Consider the following 18,347-nt stretch of genomic DNA (forward strand, 5'->3'; position numbering starts at 1 on the left):
AAAATAGGTCTTAAGACTACTCTAAACATTATCAAGATAAAAAAAGAGCGTTTTTTGTCGAAATTAGTGGGTATTTAGACTCAAATTAAAGTTCCTCATATTGCCATACCCTCAAATCATTGCTACTATACTACTTAAGTGATCAACTATTCAATAGAGGTGCAGCGATGAAGGTTCACGTAACTGATTTAAAAACGGGAGACCGTTTATTAAAAGATACCTTTAATGGATACGGTCTGCATGTGCTTTCTAAAGGCACCTTGCTGGAAAATAAAGAAATATCAAAGCTGCTTCAACATCAAATCGATTATGTTGAAGTCGAATCTGTCCCTATTGTTAATTTACCGAATCGCACATTGGAGCAAACCGTTAGTCCCAAGTGGCTTCCTTCTGTTCAACCGGATTATGATAATGCGATTCAAGGCTTTCATAATCTTTTTGCCAAAGCAAGCGAGGACCAGACCATTGATGAGCAAGAAGTCGAGGATGCCTTCCTGCCACTGATTAAGCATCTTAACATGGAGCGAGACGTCGTATCTATGCTGCTGCTGCTTAACACCAAAGACGACTACACGTACCAACACTCCGTACAAGTGGGCATGCTGGCCTATTATCTGGCTACCTGGCTCGGCTACTCCGTAAAAAAATCGGTGCAAATTGGTAAAGCCGGATTCCTTCATGATATCGGAAAAAGTCAAATTCCTGAAACCATTCTTAACAAGCCCGGCAAGCTTACAAAGGAAGAGTTCGATGAAATCAAAAACCATACGATATATGGCTATGACATTATAAAAAAATCCTTTGATGAACGCTACATAGCCTTAAGTGCGTTGGAGCATCATGAGCGTAATGACGGCAGCGGTTATCCGAAAGGTCTTAATGGCGACCAAATTGAGCCTGTTTCTAAGCTTATTTCAGTTGTCGATATTTACAGTGCTATGATTTCCGAACGGGTTTATCAGAAAAAACGCGATTTATTTTATGTATTGAAGGAACTATACAAACTGAGCTTTAGAGAACTGGATCCACATATTACACATACATTCATAAAGCATATGATCCCCAACTTCATTGGAAAAAAAGCTTATTTGGAAACTGGTGAGACAGGTATTATCGTTATGACTCATCCAACCGAATTTTTCAGGCCCCTGCTGCAAATTAATCATGAATTTATAGATTTGACTGTTGAACGCCATCTCAAAATCAAAGAAATTTTCGTATAACAAAATGCCTGTTCCCTTAGCTGATTGAAAGCAACCAGTGAGGGAACAGGCATTTTTGTCGTTTATTCATCTAAATCATCAAGCCTGTATGCTTAACCGATTGAACCTTCCATCTCAAACTTGATAAGACGGTTCATTTCTACCGCATATTCCATCGGCAGCTCTTTCGTGAATGGCTCAATAAAGCCCATAACGATCATTTGTGTTGCTTCCGCTTCCGACAAGCCACGGCTCATCAGATAGAACAATTGATCCTCGGAAACTTTGGATACTGTAGCTTCATGCTCCAAAGTAATGTTATCATTCATGATCTCATTGTATGGAATTGTATCCGAAGTGGATTCATTATCCAAAATCAATGTATCACATTTAATGTTAGATTTCGCGCCATCCGAATTACGACCGAATGAAGCAAGACCGCGGTACGTTACTTTACCGCCATGCTTACTGATCGACTTGGAAACAATCGTCGACGTCGTATCTGGTGCAAGATGAATCATTTTCGCGCCTGCATCCTGGTGTTGGTTTTTACCGGCAACTGCGATCGATAATACCATACCTTTCGCACCGCGGCCACGAAGCACAACAGCCGGATATTTCATCGTCAATTTGGAACCGATGTTGCCATCTACCCATTCCATTGTCGCGTTTTCATCAGCAACTGCACGTTTTGTAACGAGGTTGAAAATGTTTGGTGCCCAGTTTTGAATCGTCGTATAACGAACGCGGGCATTTTTCTTAACCAAGATTTCAACGACTGCGCTGTGCAGCGAGTTTGTGCTGTAAACTGGAGCTGTACAGCCTTCAACGTAGTGAACGAAGCTATCTTCGTCAGCAACGATAAGCGTACGCTCAAATTGTCCCATGTTTTCGGAGTTAATCCGGAAATAGGCTTGCAGCGGAATTTCACATTTCACGCCTTTTGGTACGTAAATAAAGCTGCCACCGGACCAAACTGCACTATTCAAAGCAGCGAATTTATTATCATTAGGTGGGATGATTGTGCTGAAATATTCACGCACGATTTCAGGATGTTCACGAAGCGCCGTATCCATATCAGTGAACAATACGCCTTGCTTTTCCAGATCCTCTTGCATGCTGTGATAAACAACCTCGGATTCATACTGTGCGGATACACCAGCAAGAAACTTTTGTTCCGCTTCAGGAATACCGAGCTTGTCGAACGTTTCTTTAATTTCAGCAGGAACCTCTTCCCACGTCTTGCCTTGCTTCTCAGAAGGTTTAACATAATACTGAATATCATTGAAATCCAGATCATCCATATTGCCGCCCCAATTAGGCATTGGCATTTTGTTGAACTGCTCCAGTGATTTCAGACGAAAATCGAGCATCCATTCCGGCTCGCCTTTCATTTCCGAAATAGTGCGAACGATTTCAGGCGTCAAGCCTTTTCCTGATTGGAAAATCGACTTATGCTCATCGCGGAAACCATACTTATACTCTTCCATTTCCGGCATTGTTTTAGCCATCGTATTCACTCTCCTCTTTCATAATGATGTTACTCGTGCTGTTGTTCAATACCTTTGCGCAAAGCGTTCCACGAAAGGGTAGCACATTTGATACGGGCTGGAAACTTGTTAACTCCAGACAGCGCCTCAATGTCCTCATAATCTTCAAATTCGACTGGTTCGCCTTTCATTAGCGCAGAAAATTTATCCGCTAGCTCCAGTGCCTGATCGAATGTTTTGCCTTTAACGACTTCCGTCATCATGGAGGCAGAGCTCAGGCTGATCGAGCAGCCTTCTCCGCTAAACTTCGCGTCCGTTACTAGACCATTCTCCACTTGAAGCTGGAGCGCAATGCTGTCGCCGCAGGTTGGGTTGTTCAGTTTAATCGTGACGGCATCGGCTTCCAATGTTCCATGGTTGCGTGGATTTTTATAGTGATCCATGATGACTCTACGGTATAAATCATCCAATTGCATGACCGAAGAACTCCTTTGTTTTGAGCAGTCCAGCTATAAGCTGATCAACGTCCTGCTCGGTATTATATAAATAAAAGCTTGCTCTTGCTGTCGAAGAAACGTTCAGAAAACGCATAAGCGGCTGGCAGCAATGATGACCAGCTCGAACGGCAATGCCCTCCGAATCAAGAACTGTCGCCACATCATGTGGATGCACGTCGCCCAGATTGAACGTAACAAGGCCCGCACGATCTGCCTTAGGGCCATAAATCGTAACCCCTTCAAGCTCTGACAATCGGTCATAAGCATATGCCGCCAGTTGACGCTGGTGCTTGTCAATCTCATCCATGCCAATCTCTTGCAGAAAATCGATTGCTGCGCCCAGCCCGACGGCGTTCGCAATAATCGGCGTCCCGCCTTCGAAGCGGTACGGAATGTCCTTCCATGTTGACTCATACAAGTCGACATAGTCGATCATTTCTCCGCCGAATTCAATCGGCTCCATCTTCGAGAGCAGCGCCTTCTTGCCATACAAGGCGCCAATTCCCGTCGGGCCGCACATTTTATGGCCCGAGAAAGCATAAAAATCACAATCCAAATCACGAACGTCAACACGCATATGCGGCGTGCTTTGTGCGCCATCAACGACCATTACGGCGCCGTTGCGATGTGCAATAGCTGCAACTTCCTTAACGGGATTGACGATACCCAGCACATTCGATACATAAGTCATCGCAACGACCTTCGTATTCGCTGTAATCGTCAACTCAGCATCAGCTAGCGTGAATGAACCATCTGGCTGAAGCGGAATATATTTCAATGTCGCGCCGGTTGCTTTCGCAACCTGCTGCCATGGGATGAGATTGCTGTGATGCTCCATTTGCGTAATAACGATCTCATCGCCAGGTTTACATGCATTTCTGGCATAGCTTGAAGCAACCAGATTCAGCGCGGTTGTCGTACCCCGCGTAAAAATAATTTCTTCCGGCAGTGCCGCATTCAGAAAAGAAGCCACTTTCTCCCTTGCACCCTCATAAGCGTCAGTCGCCCGCGAACCAAGCGTATGAACGCCTCTATGCACATTGGAGTGGTCCTTCTCGTAATAGCGATTAATCGCATCAATGACGGAGCGCGGCTTCTGGGAAGATGCCGCGCTGTCCAGATAAACGAGCGGATGTCCGTTTATCTCTTGATGCAGAATCGGGAACTGCTCCCGAATTGCTGCTATATTCATCCTTCGAGCTTCCGCACGAGCAATTTCTCAAGCTGTTCGCGTACCGCATCAATCGGAATTTCAGAAACAACAGGAGCAAGGAAGCCGTAGATTACAAGGCGTTCCGCATTCTGCTTGCTAATACCGCGGGACATTAGATAGTAAACCTGCTCAGGGTTAACCTGCCCAACGCTCGCTGCATGGCCTGCAGTAACATCATCTTCATCAATTAGCAAAATCGGATTCGCGTCACCGCGTGCTTTCGGGCTCAGCATCAACACTTTTTCGGTTTGAACGCCATTAGCTTTCGTAGCGCCCTTCTCGATTTTAGTGATGCCGTTAATAATCGCCGAAGCCGAATCCTTCATCACTGCACGCGTAACCATGTTGCTGTCTGAGCGAAGGCCAAAATGTACAGCCTGCGTCGTCAAGCTCATTTGCTGAGCGTTTTTGCCGATGCTGATCACTTTAGCGTCCGATTGCGATCCGTTGCCTTTCAGCACGGACTTCGTGTCCGAAAGTGTGTTGCCATCGCTCAAATCGCCGAGTACCCATTCCATCACGCCATCATTTTCGATAATAGCGCGGCGAACTGTGAGATCCACTCCGCTGCCGCCCAGATGATGGACGGAGCCAAAGCGAACGTGAGCGCCTGCTTTTACATAAACTTCGACTACCGAGTGGTAAACGAAAGGCTCTGTTACAGCACCTGGTTCAGTAACGACATAATCGACATACGTAACGCGGCTGTTGCTTTCCGCTATGATTACAATATGCGGTGCAAAGGAAGCCTCTGCTTTTGTATTAAATAGAATAGCTTGCAGTGGAATTTCCACCTCTACATTGCGAGGAACGTATACGAAAACGCCGCCATTCCACAATGCAGCATGCAAAGCTGTTAATTTGTCTTCATCTTTGGCAACAGCTTGGAACAGGTACGGCTTAACAAGATCGCCATGCTCCTTGCAAGCTGTCTCCAAATCGGTAAAGATGACGCCTTTCGCTGCCAGTTCAGCAGATAGCTGCGTCCATACCGGACTCGAATTTTGCTGAATAACGAGGTTTTCAGTTCCTTCAGCAACCAATTCACGTACAACTTCTGGCAAATCGGTTAATGCATTTGCTGGAGCTGCCTGATCGTAGCTGCCTACAGCTGTCAGGTTCCAGCGTTCAATTTTGACTTTCTCCGGCTTTGGCCATTCTAATGTACCAGCAAGCTCAGCCGCTTCGCCGCGCAAATCTACCAGCCAATTAGGCTCGTTTTTGCTACGGGACAAAGCTTCTGCAGATTGGCGGTCCGTCGGAGTCGATAGTTGTGTACTCATCCGTTATACCCCTTTCTCCGCTTAGGCCTGGCCAACCGTTTCGTCCACGATGCCCAGTTCTTCTTTAACCCAGTCATAACCTTCATTTTCCAAACGCTCAGCAAGTTCCGGACCACCGGATTTCACAATGCGGCCTTGCATCATAACGTGTACAAAATCAGGTGTAATATAGTTCAGCAAACGCTGATAGTGAGTAATGATAAGGAAACCGCGATCTTCGGAGCGCATTTCGTTAACGCCTTTGGATACGATTTTCAGGGCATCGATGTCAAGACCTGAGTCAATCTCGTCAAGAACAACGATTTTCGGATCAAGCAGCGTCATTTGCAAAATTTCGTTACGCTTCTTCTCACCGCCGGAAAAGCCTTCGTTCAGGTAACGATGTGCGAACTCAGGGTTCATTTCCAAAGCTTTCATTTTGCCTTCCATTTGGCGAATGAATTTAATGAGGGAAATCTCGCTGCCTTCCTCACGACGAGCATTGATCGCACTGCGCAAGAAATCGGAGTTCGTTACGCCAGGAATTTCGCTCGGATATTGCATAGCAAGGAACAGGCCTGCGCGTGCTCTCTCATCTACATCCATTTCAAGCAGGTCTTCTCCATCCAATAATGCGCTGCCTTCTGTCACTTCATATTTCGGGTGGCCCATTAGAGCGGAAGCAAGCGTACTTTTACCAGTACCGTTTGGTCCCATAATCGCGTGGATTTCTCCGCCTTTGATTTCAAGGTTAATGCCTTTCAAAATCTCTTTTCCTTCGATAGCCGCTTTCAGGCCATCAATGACAAAATGCGTTGCCATAATATGCTGATCCCTCCATGGTTGGTCTATTTACCTAATCACCTATAATCAAAAATGCTTCCATTATAATGTGATTCAATATAATTCTCAATGTCTTCTCAATAATCATTTTATTATAAGTTTTGTTATAAAGCAACGCCGAGACCGTTCAATCTACAAGAAACCGCCATAAATCGGGCTTAATCTCTATTCCTGATTCAGCGCAGCTTGAATTTGGGCAACTTTCAACGCGAATTCCTCATTGGATAGAACGGGAACCATTGCTGCCTCTGCTAGATCACTTTCAAGCTTTACCCAAGATTTGCAGCCGCTATAGGCAGGCAGCATCTCAAGCACAGCAGGAGTTGCGAGACGGTACACACGCAGCAGCAGTAAATGCAACGGCTTCGTCCGCTTCCATTTTAGCCTTTCTTCGGAAAATTTATCCGTCCAAATGTGAAACTCCCGCAGCCGATCAAGCGTTTCCTGATCGTTGATCTCGATATCATGAACGGCCTCCGCATAGGCGCCAAGCGTAATGCTGTCCATATCCGGCGACCAGCCTTTCATTATGCTTTCGATTCGGCCCTGATATGCCGCCTTAAGCAAATGCTCCTTCTGATGCTCAAATGCAGGCATTAAGTAGAAGCCTTTGCTAACCAATTGAAAATCACGTGTTTCCTCTTCAATTCCGCCTTTGCGCAAAACCATAATAAGCTCGCCATCACGCAATGCGTTAACGGTTACAGCCCACTCCTTCAGAGCGACCGGCTCCCGCGTCATGCTGTTATTCATGCCAAATTCCTCCACTCCAGCAGATCCGCCAAGACCTTCGTTGCCATTTGAGCTTTAAGACTGCGACGAAATAAAGCACCGCTAATTTCCTCGCAGCTCCCTAGCGGACAAATACCTTGCCTACTTTACGTAACATTATATCATTTGTTATCATTTGTAGGTATTCCAAGTCGAAATAATATTCGATATACTAAGCTTAAATGTTTATATTTTGAAAAATACAGTCGGAGGTGGACAAACTGTCTGCTTATCATCCTTTAACCGAGCAAGAAGCAATTGAATTTTCACGCTCTATTCCTGACTTTTTTCCTGCGGAAGCTAAGCTTGCCTCCCGTGAGATCGGCGATGGCAATTTGAACTTGGTCTTCCACATTACCGATCCAGCTAGCGGTAAAGGGCTAATTGTCAAACAAGCACTCCCTTACGCTAAAGTTGTCGGAGAATCTTGGCCGCTTACGCTTGACCGGGCACGCATTGAAAGCGAAGCGCTGATTTTGCAAAATGAGCTGGCTCCGGGACTTGTGCCAACCGTATATCAATATGATGCGGAGCTTGCCCTCACGGTAATGGAAGATCTCAGCGATCATGTGATTATGCGCCAAGGCCTCGTGGACGGCAACCAGTATCCAAAATTCGCTGAGGACATTTCCACATTCATGGCGAATACACTCTTTTTTACTTCTGATCTGGGCATGAACCAGCAGGATAAGAAAGAACGCGTCAAAGCATTTATTAACCCGGATTTGTGCAAAATAACCGAAGATTTGATTTTTGATGATCCGTATACAGATTCGCCAAACAATAACTTTGAAGCAGCGATTGCCGATGCTGCTGAAGCTCTTCGCCATGATGATGCCCTTCATCTTGAAGTCGCTATTTTGCGCTACAAGTTTTTGACGAATGCCCAGGCGCTTCTCCACGGTGATCTTCATACCGGCAGCGTATTTGTTACCGCACAATCGACGAAAGTGATCGATCCTGAGTTTGCTTATTATGGCCCTATGGGCTTTGATGTAGGGGCGGTTATTGCCAACCTGCTGCTCAATTACGCCGGACAAGCCCACTGGATTAAAGACGAGGCAAAGCTGACCGATTTCCGCAGCTACCTGCTCGGCAGCGTACGCGAAATTTGGACCAAATTTGAAAACAAATTTGGCGCTTTGTGGGACGAGCACAACGTGGATCGCCTAGCCTCAAGCGCACCAGGCTACAAGCAATATTACATGAACAAGCTGCTTCAAGACTCGATCGGCTTTGCTGGCTGCAAAATGGTACGGCGCATTGTAGGCCTTGCCCACGTTGCTGACATCGACCGTATTGAGGATGCTGCGGAGCGCGAGAAAGCACAGCGCTTGGCACTCGAAATCGGCACCTCGCTCATTCACCTGAACCGTCAGGCGATTTCGATAGAGCAAGCGATAGATATTGTTTTGTCTGCAACGGCAAAACACGGTTAAAATAAATCCCCATGTTTCGAAAAGAAAGGAATTTGCATAATGACTAGCCAGAATGCCCCCTTGCAATCCTTGATTTGGTCGGAAGACCGTCTGGATTTGCTGGATCAACGGCTTTTACCTGAAGAAATCGTATATTTGCCGCTTATTACTTCAGAGGACGTATGGGAAGCGATCCGCCATTTGAAAGTGAGAGGCGCTCCAGCAATCGGCATTTCCGCTGCATACGGCGTCGTGCTAGGCAGCCGAAATGAAACGACGCCTAAGCGCTGGCTTGAGGAAGTGCTCAATCAGGCCGAATATTTGGCAACCTCCAGACCAACCGCTGTCAATTTGTTCTGGGCTCTTGATCGAATGAAAGCTCGTGCGGAGCAGCTTGCTGTAGCCGATTTATCGCTTGATGAATTGAAGCAGGCTTTGCTTAATGAAGCGCTGGCGATTCACAGTGAAGATGAAGAGACCAACCGTTTAATCGGCGAGCATGCGCTAACGTTGTTTGAAGATGGCATGGGCGTGCTCACGCACTGCAATGCTGGCGGACTTGCAACTGCTAAATACGGTACCGCGCTGGCGCCATTTTATCTTGCGCTTGAGCGCGGCATGTCGCTCCGTGTATTCGCCGATGAGACGCGTCCTGTCCTGCAAGGCGCCAGGCTAACCGCTTTTGAACTGCAGCAGGCTGGCGTCGATGTCACGCTGATTTGCGATAATATGGCGGGCATGGTCATGTCCAAAGGCTGGATTCAGGCTGTCATTGTTGGGACTGACCGCGTAGCCGCTAATGGAGATGTGGCCAACAAAATCGGCACTTACAGCGTTGCCGTTCTTGCCAAGGCTCACGGCATTCCCGTATATGTAGCCTGCCCCTTGTCCACAATCGACCTCAATACGCCGACTGGCGCGGAAATTCCAATTGAGGAGCGCAGTGCCGAGGAAATCACCGAAGGGTTTGGCAAACGTACAGCGCCGCAAGGTGTGAAAGTGTACAACCCGGCCTTCGATATTACACCGAATGAATATGTAACAGCGATTATTACGGAAAAGGGCATCGTCCAAGCACCTTATGATGTCAATCTCAAAAAGCTTTTTAACGAATAAAACATAAATCAAGAGCCTCTGTCCCATCTTTCCAGAAGATAAGGGTAGAGGCTCTTCGTATTATGCCATTAAGGAAAGGGCATCTGTCCCCTTCATCCCGACATGAATCCCCATCGTTTCCGCAGTTGTTGTAACCGATTCCAGAGGCGCAACAAGAAGTTCCTCTAATGTGCGTACACCAACGGCTCTCCCGGCGATAATCCCCCGATTTTGCAACCGTTCGTTAAGCAGGCCAACATCAAGCGCACCACACATGATATACCCTTTATCCGTCGACCAGGCAAGCAATGTCGTTTTAGGAAGCTTGACCTCAATTCCAAGCACGGTCAGCCCATTTTGCAGTGTGGCAGGAACCATTCGCATCATTTTACGCTCACCTCCTTTGCCATCAATTAGCTGCCAAAGCTGCCAAAGCATTATATGCAAAAAAGTTTTTGTCGAATTGGACGGTTAGCAAATTTTAGCACTATATATCTATTGAGATTAATGGTATAGTAATTATGCAAAAATTAACATTAGGTCGGAGGAACTATAGAACAGATGCAGAACACACAAAAACAGTCATACGTACTCCAAGTAGAATTGCTAGTAGAAAACGTTAGCAACGCTGCTGCCTTGGAGCAGGTCATTCATGCCTTAAATGCTGGCGGATTTGTGGATTATCGGATTTTATCAGGTGTTCAGCTGGGACAAGTTATCGATCAACGCAAAGCTGATGCTGCTGTTCAAGTTCCTATGGATATCGATTTTAAAGGGTCAACGCAAAATGAAAAACAAACACAAAGCAATAAATCTGCAGTAAATGGCAAGTCTGCACCGTCTGCCAAAGACAATGACGTACCGTCTGTTAAAGCAGCTAAGCCTAAGGTTGTTGAACCTTCACTCTCTGATCCCTATGACGGATTTGCGGACATTCGCGGTTTTATGAAAAGCAATAAGCTCATTCGCCTTATTGTAAATAAGGGGCTTGGCATTACGCTCAGCATTCCATGCCGTATTCTAAATGTGGATGATACAACGAATATGATTACGGTCTATCACGTGGATGAGAAGCAAGTCTACACATTCAAGCTTAATGAAATTGAAGACTATATATCCTGATTATGCGGCAGCACAAATTGAAAAGGTCCGTTTGAATGAGCTGGAAGTGTTCCCAGCCATTCAAACAGACCTTTTTTCTACATGTAATAGCCGCCCAGCATTTGCTCAATATTGTCGCTTGGGACCGGCGCACTCCAGAAATATCCCTGCATTTCGTCGCAGTTGTGCTTGCGCAAAAATTCAATTTGCTCTTGTGTCTCCACACCTTCTGCAATAACCTGGATGTTAAGATTATGTGCCATAGCAATAATAGCTGCTACAATTTCCGCATCGCTTGGATCCTGTTGGATGTCGCGAACGAAGGAACGATCGATTTTAAGCCGGTCGATCGGGAAGTTTTTCAAATAATGAAAGGAGCTGTAGCCTGTGCCAAAATCATCAATGCTTATGCCAACGCCAAGCGCCGTCAAATCCAGCAGGCAGCGCGATACATGGTTCACATCCATCGTCATCGATTCCGTAATTTCCAAATCCAAATATTGCGAATCTAGTCCGGTACGATTCAGAACGTCTGCCACCTTGCTAGCCAAATCATGCTGGACGAACTGCCTAATAGAGAGGTTGACCGATACAGGCATCGGCGGCAAGCCTGACTCCTGCCAGCATTTATTTTGGCGGCAAGCCTCTTCCAGCACCCAATCGCCAATTTGCACAATCATGCCGCTCTCCTCAGCCAAAGGAATAAAATCGCCCGGAGGGATCATTCCCCGGATCGGATGCTTCCAGCGCACCAGCGCCTCAACGCCGATCATCCCGCCAGAAATCATATCATATTGCGGCTGATAATATAAAATGAACTCCTTGCGCTGAATAGCCCGATACATTTCATGCTGCATCGACAAATGCTCAAACGAATAATTGCTCCAGCTTTCGGAATAAAGCAGCGCATCGTTTCGTCCATTCTGCTTCACCTTCATTAACGCCATATCCGCTTTATTAAGCAGCGCGTAATCATCGTCTTCCCCCAGACGGTTCGTGACCGCACCTATGCTCGCTGTAATTTGGATCGGGAAGCCTTTAAGCTCGAAAGGCTCTTCAATCGCCTGCAGCACCATGCGGGCGCGGCTCAACAGCTGCTCCTCCGATTCTAAATCCTTAAACAGCAGAGCGAACTCATCGCCTTCCATCCTGGCGGCAAAATCCTGCTCGGACATCACACTGGTAAAGCGCTCCGCCACCTGCATGAGCAGCATATCGCCAAATTCGCGGCCGAAGGAGGCGTTGACAAGTTTAAAACGGTCCAAATCCATATAACACAGCCCCACAAGCTGGTTATGATCGTGGGCGAAAGCAAGGCTCTCATTCAGTCTCATTTGAAAAAGCGTCCGATTCGGCAATCCCGTTCTATCATCGTAATAGGCCATATAACGAATCCGTTCGACATTTCGCTTGCGATCGCTCAAATCATGGCTGACCACCAGCGTTCCGATGACCTTCTCATCCTGCACCATGGGGGCGCATACGAGATGCAGCTCAAGCGGATAGCCTGACCGGTGTATAATATGAATGTTACCCTGCTTTGGACAACCGGTAAGCGAATGCTCCAGCATCGTATGTAAGGCATCCCGGCTGCCTGCATCTACGAAAGAGGCCAGCCAATTTCCCATTAACTCCGCGCGTTCATAGCCAAAAGTGCGCTCTGCGCCTTCATTTAATTCCATAATGATGCCCTGTGGATCAATGATAGCGAGCGGGACCGCTTCCGAGCGAAGCAGCGCCTCGACCATTGGTTTATGATAGCTGAGTGTATTCGCCGCCTTGGACTGCCTGACCATCAGGACGAAGCTTCCTATCAGGATCACCATAGTCAAACAAGAGGCCAGCCAAATGAAAAGCGAAGGTATTGCTGAAACTATTATCGCTGCCACCCACACTCCTATGATAATGAGCAGCAAACCACCTTGCAGCCACGGAATCCACAACTTGGACAACCATTGTGTAAGCGCGTTACGTGGCGGTCTATCAGGCCGACCAAACGTTCGTTTCGTCACGCACTAACTTCCTTCCTACATTCGAATCCAATAAGGTTAGCCTTATTATAATCGAAACCACCGTTCCGGCATAGAAATATTATGCAAAATCAAACGGCTTTTTTTCGCGACTTGAGGGTCGCGACGATGACGCAAACCCAGCCCGCTAGAAAAGCTACGCCGCCGATTGGTGTAATGGCTCCCAGCACGCGAATATCGCTTAAAGCAAGGATGTAAAGGCTGCCGCTGAAAATAATCATGCCCGCAAGCAGCAGCCTTGCTCCAGACAGCAGCAACTTGCTCTCGCCCAAGCGATCCGCAAGCAGAGCAACCAGCATAAGGCCAAGCGAATGATACATATGATAGCGTACGCCCGTTTCGAAAATAGCGAGCAAATCAGCTGGCAGCATCTCCTTTAAAGTATGAGCGCCAAAAGCTCCTAATGCGACTGCAAGAGCGGCACCAATAGCGCCGATTGTGAAATATTTTTGGAACATCCGTTTTCATTCCTTTCAGAATTGAGTATAATTTACTGTAATTGTGTTTTAAGATGAGTTACATATACTGGAGGAGAATATTTTAATGGAAGAAAATAAAAACAATTCCACACCGATATCATTTACGAAATCGGATACGGACCATACCCAGACACCGGATTATAATCCGTACGGGTCTGCACCATCGGCGGGATTTTCCGATCCCTCACCTTTTCAGCCCAGCCAGCCGCTTAAGCACTCGGGGCTTGGCATTGCTTCCTTCATCATGGCCATTGCATCTATTATAATAGGCGTCATTAGCATCATCATGTTTTTTGCAGCCATTGCTAGTGTCATTCCTACAGGAAATGAATACCTAATGGAAGACCCTGCCTACTTTGAAGATTTGATTACGGGAGGCGCTGGCTCCTTTATGGCATCGATTATAGCGATTATTCTCAGCGTCGGCATTACGTTTGTCGGCCTGATTCTTGGTATTATTGGCGCCTGCTCCAAGCAGCGCCGCAAAGTATTTGCCGTTATCGGCATTATCCTGAACGGACTTGGCGTAATGGGCACGGTTGTCTTTTTTATTTTTTCCATTGCTGTATTCTCTGCTGGAGCAAGCGCATTATCCGGGTACTAACATTCAGACGGGATAGGCAGGAAACAACGTACGTGTTGTTTCCTGCCTCTTTCTATTAACGGACCGTTACGGCCGTGCGGCTGTAGCCTTCCTTCGTCTTATGAACTTCAAGGCAGGCGGGAAAAGCCTGCTTAAGCTCCTGTACATGTGAAATGACGCCAATCATGCGGCCGGCGCGCTGCAAATCAACCAAAGCCTCAATCGCCTTGTTCAGTGCCTCCTCATCCAATGAGCCAAACCCTTCGTCAATAAACATCATTTCAATCGAAATTCCGCCTTGATGCGCCTGAATAACATCGGTCATGCCTAAGGCAAGGCAGAGAGACGCATTAAATTTTTCCCCACCGGACATCGTTTTTACATCGCGGTTTTGCCCTGTATAGGCATCGTACACGTCCAGTCCAAGGCCGCTTTGCTTCCCTCTGACCTCCAAACGGTCGCTGCGCTGCAGCATAAACTGCCCGCCCGAGAGCCGCTGCAGACGCACATTTGCTGCCTGCAAAATTTGCTCCAAGAACTCCATCAATATATAACGTTCAAAGGAAATTTTAAGCGCATTGTCGCCTTTAAGCATCTGATAAATATCGAGCACCTGCTCCAGCTCCGCCTCAAGCTGCTTCACGCGCTCGCTCGTCGCAGTGAGCTGACGAATCAGACGAGCAGCTTCCTCGCCATGCCTTGCAGCGGTTTGCAGGGCAGCGACAATCGTCTCCAACCGCTGCTTAAGCTCCGCTCCTGCTGCATGAAGCTGCTGCATATCCGCGGGCTGCTTTCCTGCCAGCTCCAGCTGCATATCTGTTACACGGCTCGACAATGCCTGAACGGCAGACTTATACGCGTCCAGCTGCTCCTTAAGCGCTTGCCGCTCCTGCGGCGTTTTTGCGGCGGCGCGATAGGCCTCCAATGAATCAAATGCAGCTGCCTTCAGCTCGCTCAGGAGCCGTTCCTGCGCTTCTTCCTTATTTCGCTGCGCTTCTTCAAATTGGCCTTGGGCCTGCACCGCATGAACGGAAGCTTCCGTCTCCTTAAGCTGCGTCTGCTGTAATTGCTTGACAGCAGCCTGCCAGGCATCTGCATGCTGGCGAACTTTCACCTGCTGGGCGGCCAGCGCCCGCTGCAATTGTTCAGGCTCGCGAAGCGACTCTGGAATGCGCTCCAGCTCTCGGGCGAGCAGCGACTCCTTCGCCCCCAGCTCAATTTGCACCTGCTGATATGCCGCTTGCCGCTGTTCTTTATCCTGGATGAGCCGCTCCAGCTCCGCTTCCCGCTTCTCCGCCTGCTCTTTAAGCAGGCGCATTTCCTCATTTTGCTGAAGCAGCCTGTCAGTCTCGTCCTTCAGCTGCTTCCACTTCGTGCGCAGGTCAGCCTGCTGCTCGGCGAGATGCTCGGCAGAGGCGCCGTATTCCGCAAGCTCGGCGGCGCTGCTTTCCCAGCCGGAACGGGCTGCCGCTACTTGCAGCCTTGACGCATGCAGCTCGCGCTCGCAGGCAGCAAGCTGCTCTTTTGCCTGCGCGAGCTGCTCGCGAGAAGGAACGTCGGCGGCCGTTTGTATTTTGCCGGGATGCTCGACGCTGCCGCATACCGGGCAAGGCTTGCCGTCATGCAAATGGGCGGCGAGCAAGCCTGCTTGGCCTTCAATCCATTGCTGCTCCAGCCCGTCATGCCGGGCACGAACGGTCGAAAGCGCCTGTTCCTGGCTCGCTTCCAGCCGATTGAACTCCGCCAGCTCCTGCTCCAGCTTGATCAGCTTGGAGACATATTTCCCCTGCTGCTCAACGCGCCTGAACTGCTCCTGCTTTGCTTGCAGCTGCTCGCCATCGCTCTCCATGAGCTTCAGCCGCGAAGCGCTAAGCTGCTTCGCTTCCTTCTCCGCCGCAATAGCCACTTCTTCGCGCTCGAGCTGCGCCTGGCCCTGCTTCGCCCGTGCCCGCAGCTCCGTCACCGCCTGTCGCTGCTCGCCAATCTGCTGCACCGCTGGCGCCAGCTCCTCCAGCCGGCTCAGCTCACGCTCCGCCTCCCGCCGCTCGGGCTCACGCTGCTCCTCGCTCGCATGCCGCTGCTCAGCCGCGGCCAGCGCTTGCTTTGCCGCCTCGGCTTCGCGCTGCTTCGCCGCGCTGGCCTGCTGCTTCGCCTCCGCGTCCTTGCCAGCGCGGCTCGCTTGCTCCTCATAAGGCGTGAGCAGCGCTGCCCGCTCAGCCAATTGCAGCTCGCGCCCCTTTGCTTCCTGCGCGGCGCGGCCCAGCTCCAGCTGCTCCAGCTTGCTGCGCTCCGCCGCAAGCTCGTCGAACCTTGCGTTCAGCGCGAGCGCGGCGCGCAGCCTCTCTTCCTGCGCATGCAGCTGCTCGTCCATCTGCTGCCGCTGCACATCGCCTTGCTGCACCAGCTCGCCGTAATAAGCAGCCTCCTGCTCCAAACTAGCAAGCAATTGCGCCGCGTTATACACCTCTTGGCTCAGCGTCGCTGCCAGCAAGCTCCCCTCGCGCTGAGGAAGCGCATCGCCCGATTGCTTCATATACATATCATTTCGCAGCCGCGCTTCCTTAAGCGTTTCATTCAGCTCGCGGTTTTGCTGCTGAAACTTAAGCTCCAGCTTCTCATACAGCTCCGTACGAAAAATCCGCCGCAAAATCTCTTCTTTATTATCGGTATCTGAAGTAAGCAGCTTGCGAAATTCTCCCTGCGGCAGCATCACGATTTGATTAAACTGCTCTTTCGTAAGGCCAATGATCGATTCCAGCTTGGCATCAACGTCGCGAACTTGAAAACGGTCGACAAGCGGCACAGCTTGTTCATCAACAAGCTCATACAGCTCTGCCTTGCCGCCCGTCTCGCTTTTGTTTGAGCCTTTACGATGCGGGAGCTGGCGAAATACTTGGTATTCCCGCTGTGCAACTGCAAAATGGAATTCAACCGACGTATGCGTATCATCTCCAGCAAAGTGGCTCCGCAGCATGCGTGCCTCCGAGCGGTCCTCCCCGCTGGCCGCGCCATAAAGCGCAAAGCAAATCGCATCAAAAATCGAGGTTTTACCCGCTCCTGTACTGCCGGAAATAACGAACAGCCGATGCTCGTCCAGCTGGGCAAAATCAATCGTTTCCGCATCCCGATACGGGCCAAAAGCGTTCATCGTAAGCTTGAGCGGTCTCATGCGCCTCCTCCTTCTTCATCCAGCAGCCGCCCGAACACATCGGCGAAGCGCTGCCGTTTACTCTCGCTGAGCGGACTGCCCTTGACCTCCTGATAAAAGGAAGCAAATAAAGCTACCGGATCAGCTTCGCGGCGGCCAGCCGCCTCGATAGCACCTTCAGCGGAAGCCTCCGCTTCTGCAAGCAGCACCGCTTCTGGCCTGCGCTCGACATGAAGCGCATTCGGATAAATCGCCCGTACCTTCTCCATCGGAAACAGCACTGGATTTTCATTCAGCAGCGTAACAAATACATAATCCCCGCTCATTGCATGCTGCTCAATTTCCTCCATTGTTCCGGAAACGCGGCGCAAATCGCGCAGCGGCTGGAATAACCGTTTTTCCACAGCTACCGCGCCTTTGTCATCCATCTCCACTACATAATAGCCTTTGGCGTGATGCTCCTCGGAAACGGAATATTTAAGCGGCGAACCCGCATATCTGATTTTATCGTCGCTGACATTATGCGCCTGATGCAGGTGGCCGAGCGCCGTATAATGAAATGGCGCAAAATAACTGGCACGCACATGCTCCGCTCCGCCAATCGCCAGCGGCCGCTCCGAATCGCTCGTATTCGGCTCCGCCTCGCCGGTTGCCGTAACAAAGGCATGACCGACAAAAACGTGGCGCGCAGCAGGATCAAGCTGTTCACGCAGCCGATCCGTCAAAGCTTTCATCGCATCATCATGCGTACGAATGCTCTCATCGTCCAGCACGTAACGCACATATGCAGGATCGGCATAAGGCACAAGGTGAAAATGCACCTCCCCGTGCTCGTCGCGGAGAATGACAGGCTTCTGCTCCCGCTTCATTCTTCCCGCAATATGCAGCCCCCGGCTCGCCATCATCGCTGTGCCAAAATCAATCCGATCCGGACTGTCGTGATTGCCAGACACAGCAAGTACCGGCGTTTCAAGCTTAATAACGATATGCTGCAGCACCTCATCGAGCAGCTCTACTGCCTCAATGGGCGGAATGGCCCGGTCATACAAATCACCAGCAATAATAACGGCATCCGGGCGTTCGCGTTCAATATCGGCAATCAATTGCTCCAGCACATAACGCTGGTCTTCTGTCATATATACACCTTGAACCAGCTTGCCTAAATGCCAGTCTGCGGTATGGAACCATTTCATAATGGCGTAACATCCTTTCTTG

General features: G+C 49.1%; 16 protein-coding genes. 5 read left to right on the forward strand and 11 right to left on the reverse strand.

Annotation, left to right across the window (positions count from 1 at the left end; all coding sequences use genetic code 11):
* Window positions 1-167 precede the first annotated feature (167 nt).
* The gene (locus ABEW34_RS00850; RefSeq protein ID WP_430154023.1) at window positions 168-1,223 is read left to right on the forward strand and encodes an HD-GYP domain-containing protein; all 1,056 of its coding nucleotides are present in this window, start codon (window positions 168-170) and stop codon (window positions 1,221-1,223) included.
* 92 nt (window positions 1,224-1,315) lie between these two features.
* Here ABEW34_RS00850 and sufB read toward each other — a convergent pair whose 3' ends face one another.
* The 6 genes from sufB to ABEW34_RS00880 form a co-directional block, all read right to left on the reverse strand.
* On the reverse strand, window positions 1,316-2,713 hold the full coding sequence (gene sufB, locus ABEW34_RS00855; protein ID WP_056039758.1) for a Fe-S cluster assembly protein SufB: 1,398 nt from the start codon (window positions 2,711-2,713) through the stop codon (window positions 1,316-1,318).
* Between the two features lie 29 nt (window positions 2,714-2,742).
* On the reverse strand, window positions 2,743-3,168 hold the full coding sequence (sufU, locus tag ABEW34_RS00860) for a Fe-S cluster assembly sulfur transfer protein SufU (RefSeq protein WP_056039756.1): 426 nt from the start codon (window positions 3,166-3,168) through the stop codon (window positions 2,743-2,745).
* The gene (locus tag ABEW34_RS00865) at window positions 3,155-4,381 is read right to left on the reverse strand and encodes a cysteine desulfurase (protein ID WP_430154025.1); all 1,227 of its coding nucleotides are present in this window, start codon (window positions 4,379-4,381) and stop codon (window positions 3,155-3,157) included. Before ABEW34_RS00865 ends, sufU begins: the two co-directional genes overlap by 14 nt.
* A complete protein-coding gene (gene sufD, locus ABEW34_RS00870) occupies window positions 4,378-5,685 on the reverse strand; it encodes a Fe-S cluster assembly protein SufD (RefSeq protein ID WP_430154027.1) in 1,308 nt (435 codons plus the stop codon). The genes ABEW34_RS00865 and sufD overlap by 4 nt, the downstream gene beginning before the upstream one ends.
* A gap of 21 nt (window positions 5,686-5,706) precedes the next feature.
* Complete coding sequence (gene sufC, locus ABEW34_RS00875; RefSeq protein WP_430154029.1) at window positions 5,707-6,486, reverse strand: Fe-S cluster assembly ATPase SufC; 780 nt, start codon at window positions 6,484-6,486, stop codon at window positions 5,707-5,709.
* A 186-nt stretch (window positions 6,487-6,672) separates the two neighbouring features.
* On the reverse strand, window positions 6,673-7,260 hold the full coding sequence (locus ABEW34_RS00880; protein ID WP_430154030.1) for a DUF1802 family protein: 588 nt from the start codon (window positions 7,258-7,260) through the stop codon (window positions 6,673-6,675).
* 239 nt (window positions 7,261-7,499) lie between these two features.
* Here ABEW34_RS00880 and mtnK point away from each other — a divergent pair, with 239 nt between their 5' ends.
* Entirely contained in the window at window positions 7,500-8,717 is a 1,218-nt protein-coding gene (gene mtnK / locus ABEW34_RS00885) for an S-methyl-5-thioribose kinase (protein ID WP_430154124.1), read from the forward strand.
* A gap of 39 nt (window positions 8,718-8,756) precedes the next feature.
* Window positions 8,757-9,812: an S-methyl-5-thioribose-1-phosphate isomerase gene (mtnA, locus tag ABEW34_RS00890; protein ID WP_430154032.1), complete on the forward strand. Its 1,056-nt coding sequence runs from the start codon at window positions 8,757-8,759 to the stop codon at window positions 9,810-9,812.
* Window positions 9,813-9,872: 60 nt separating this feature from the next.
* Here mtnA and ABEW34_RS00895 read toward each other — a convergent pair whose 3' ends face one another.
* Window positions 9,873-10,178, reverse strand: a complete 306-nt coding sequence (locus ABEW34_RS00895) for a YunC family protein (protein ID WP_430154034.1) — start codon at window positions 10,176-10,178, stop codon at window positions 9,873-9,875.
* A gap of 174 nt (window positions 10,179-10,352) precedes the next feature.
* On the opposite strand from ABEW34_RS00895, the gene ABEW34_RS00900 reads away from it, so the two are divergent.
* The gene (locus ABEW34_RS00900) at window positions 10,353-10,913 is read left to right on the forward strand and encodes a hypothetical protein (RefSeq protein ID WP_430154036.1); all 561 of its coding nucleotides are present in this window, start codon (window positions 10,353-10,355) and stop codon (window positions 10,911-10,913) included.
* A gap of 77 nt (window positions 10,914-10,990) precedes the next feature.
* Here ABEW34_RS00900 and ABEW34_RS00905 read toward each other — a convergent pair whose 3' ends face one another.
* Complete coding sequence (locus ABEW34_RS00905; RefSeq protein ID WP_430154126.1) at window positions 10,991-12,718, reverse strand: putative bifunctional diguanylate cyclase/phosphodiesterase; 1,728 nt, start codon at window positions 12,716-12,718, stop codon at window positions 10,991-10,993.
* A gap of 275 nt (window positions 12,719-12,993) precedes the next feature.
* Window positions 12,994-13,380 (reverse strand): DUF423 domain-containing protein, encoded by a 387-nt coding sequence (locus ABEW34_RS00910; protein ID WP_430154038.1) that lies wholly within the window; start codon window positions 13,378-13,380, stop codon window positions 12,994-12,996.
* Between the two features lie 85 nt (window positions 13,381-13,465).
* On the opposite strand from ABEW34_RS00910, the gene ABEW34_RS00915 reads away from it, so the two are divergent.
* Window positions 13,466-14,005: a hypothetical protein gene (locus ABEW34_RS00915; RefSeq protein ID WP_430154040.1), complete on the forward strand. Its 540-nt coding sequence runs from the start codon at window positions 13,466-13,468 to the stop codon at window positions 14,003-14,005.
* 55 nt (window positions 14,006-14,060) lie between these two features.
* On the opposite strand, the gene ABEW34_RS00920 is transcribed toward ABEW34_RS00915, so the two are convergent.
* Both ABEW34_RS00920 and ABEW34_RS00925 read right to left on the reverse strand, forming a co-directional pair.
* Entirely contained in the window at window positions 14,061-17,153 is a 3,093-nt protein-coding gene (locus tag ABEW34_RS00920; protein ID WP_430154042.1) for an AAA family ATPase, read from the reverse strand.
* Complete coding sequence (locus ABEW34_RS00925; RefSeq protein ID WP_430154044.1) at window positions 17,150-18,325, reverse strand: exonuclease SbcCD subunit D; 1,176 nt, start codon at window positions 18,323-18,325, stop codon at window positions 17,150-17,152. Before ABEW34_RS00925 ends, ABEW34_RS00920 begins: the two co-directional genes overlap by 4 nt.
* Between the last annotated feature and the right edge of the window lie 22 nt (window positions 18,326-18,347).

Origin of the sequence: Paenibacillus algorifonticola, from assembly GCF_050481745.1 — a bacterium.
Lineage (GTDB): Bacteria > Bacillota > Bacilli > Paenibacillales > Paenibacillaceae > Pristimantibacillus > Pristimantibacillus algorifonticola_A.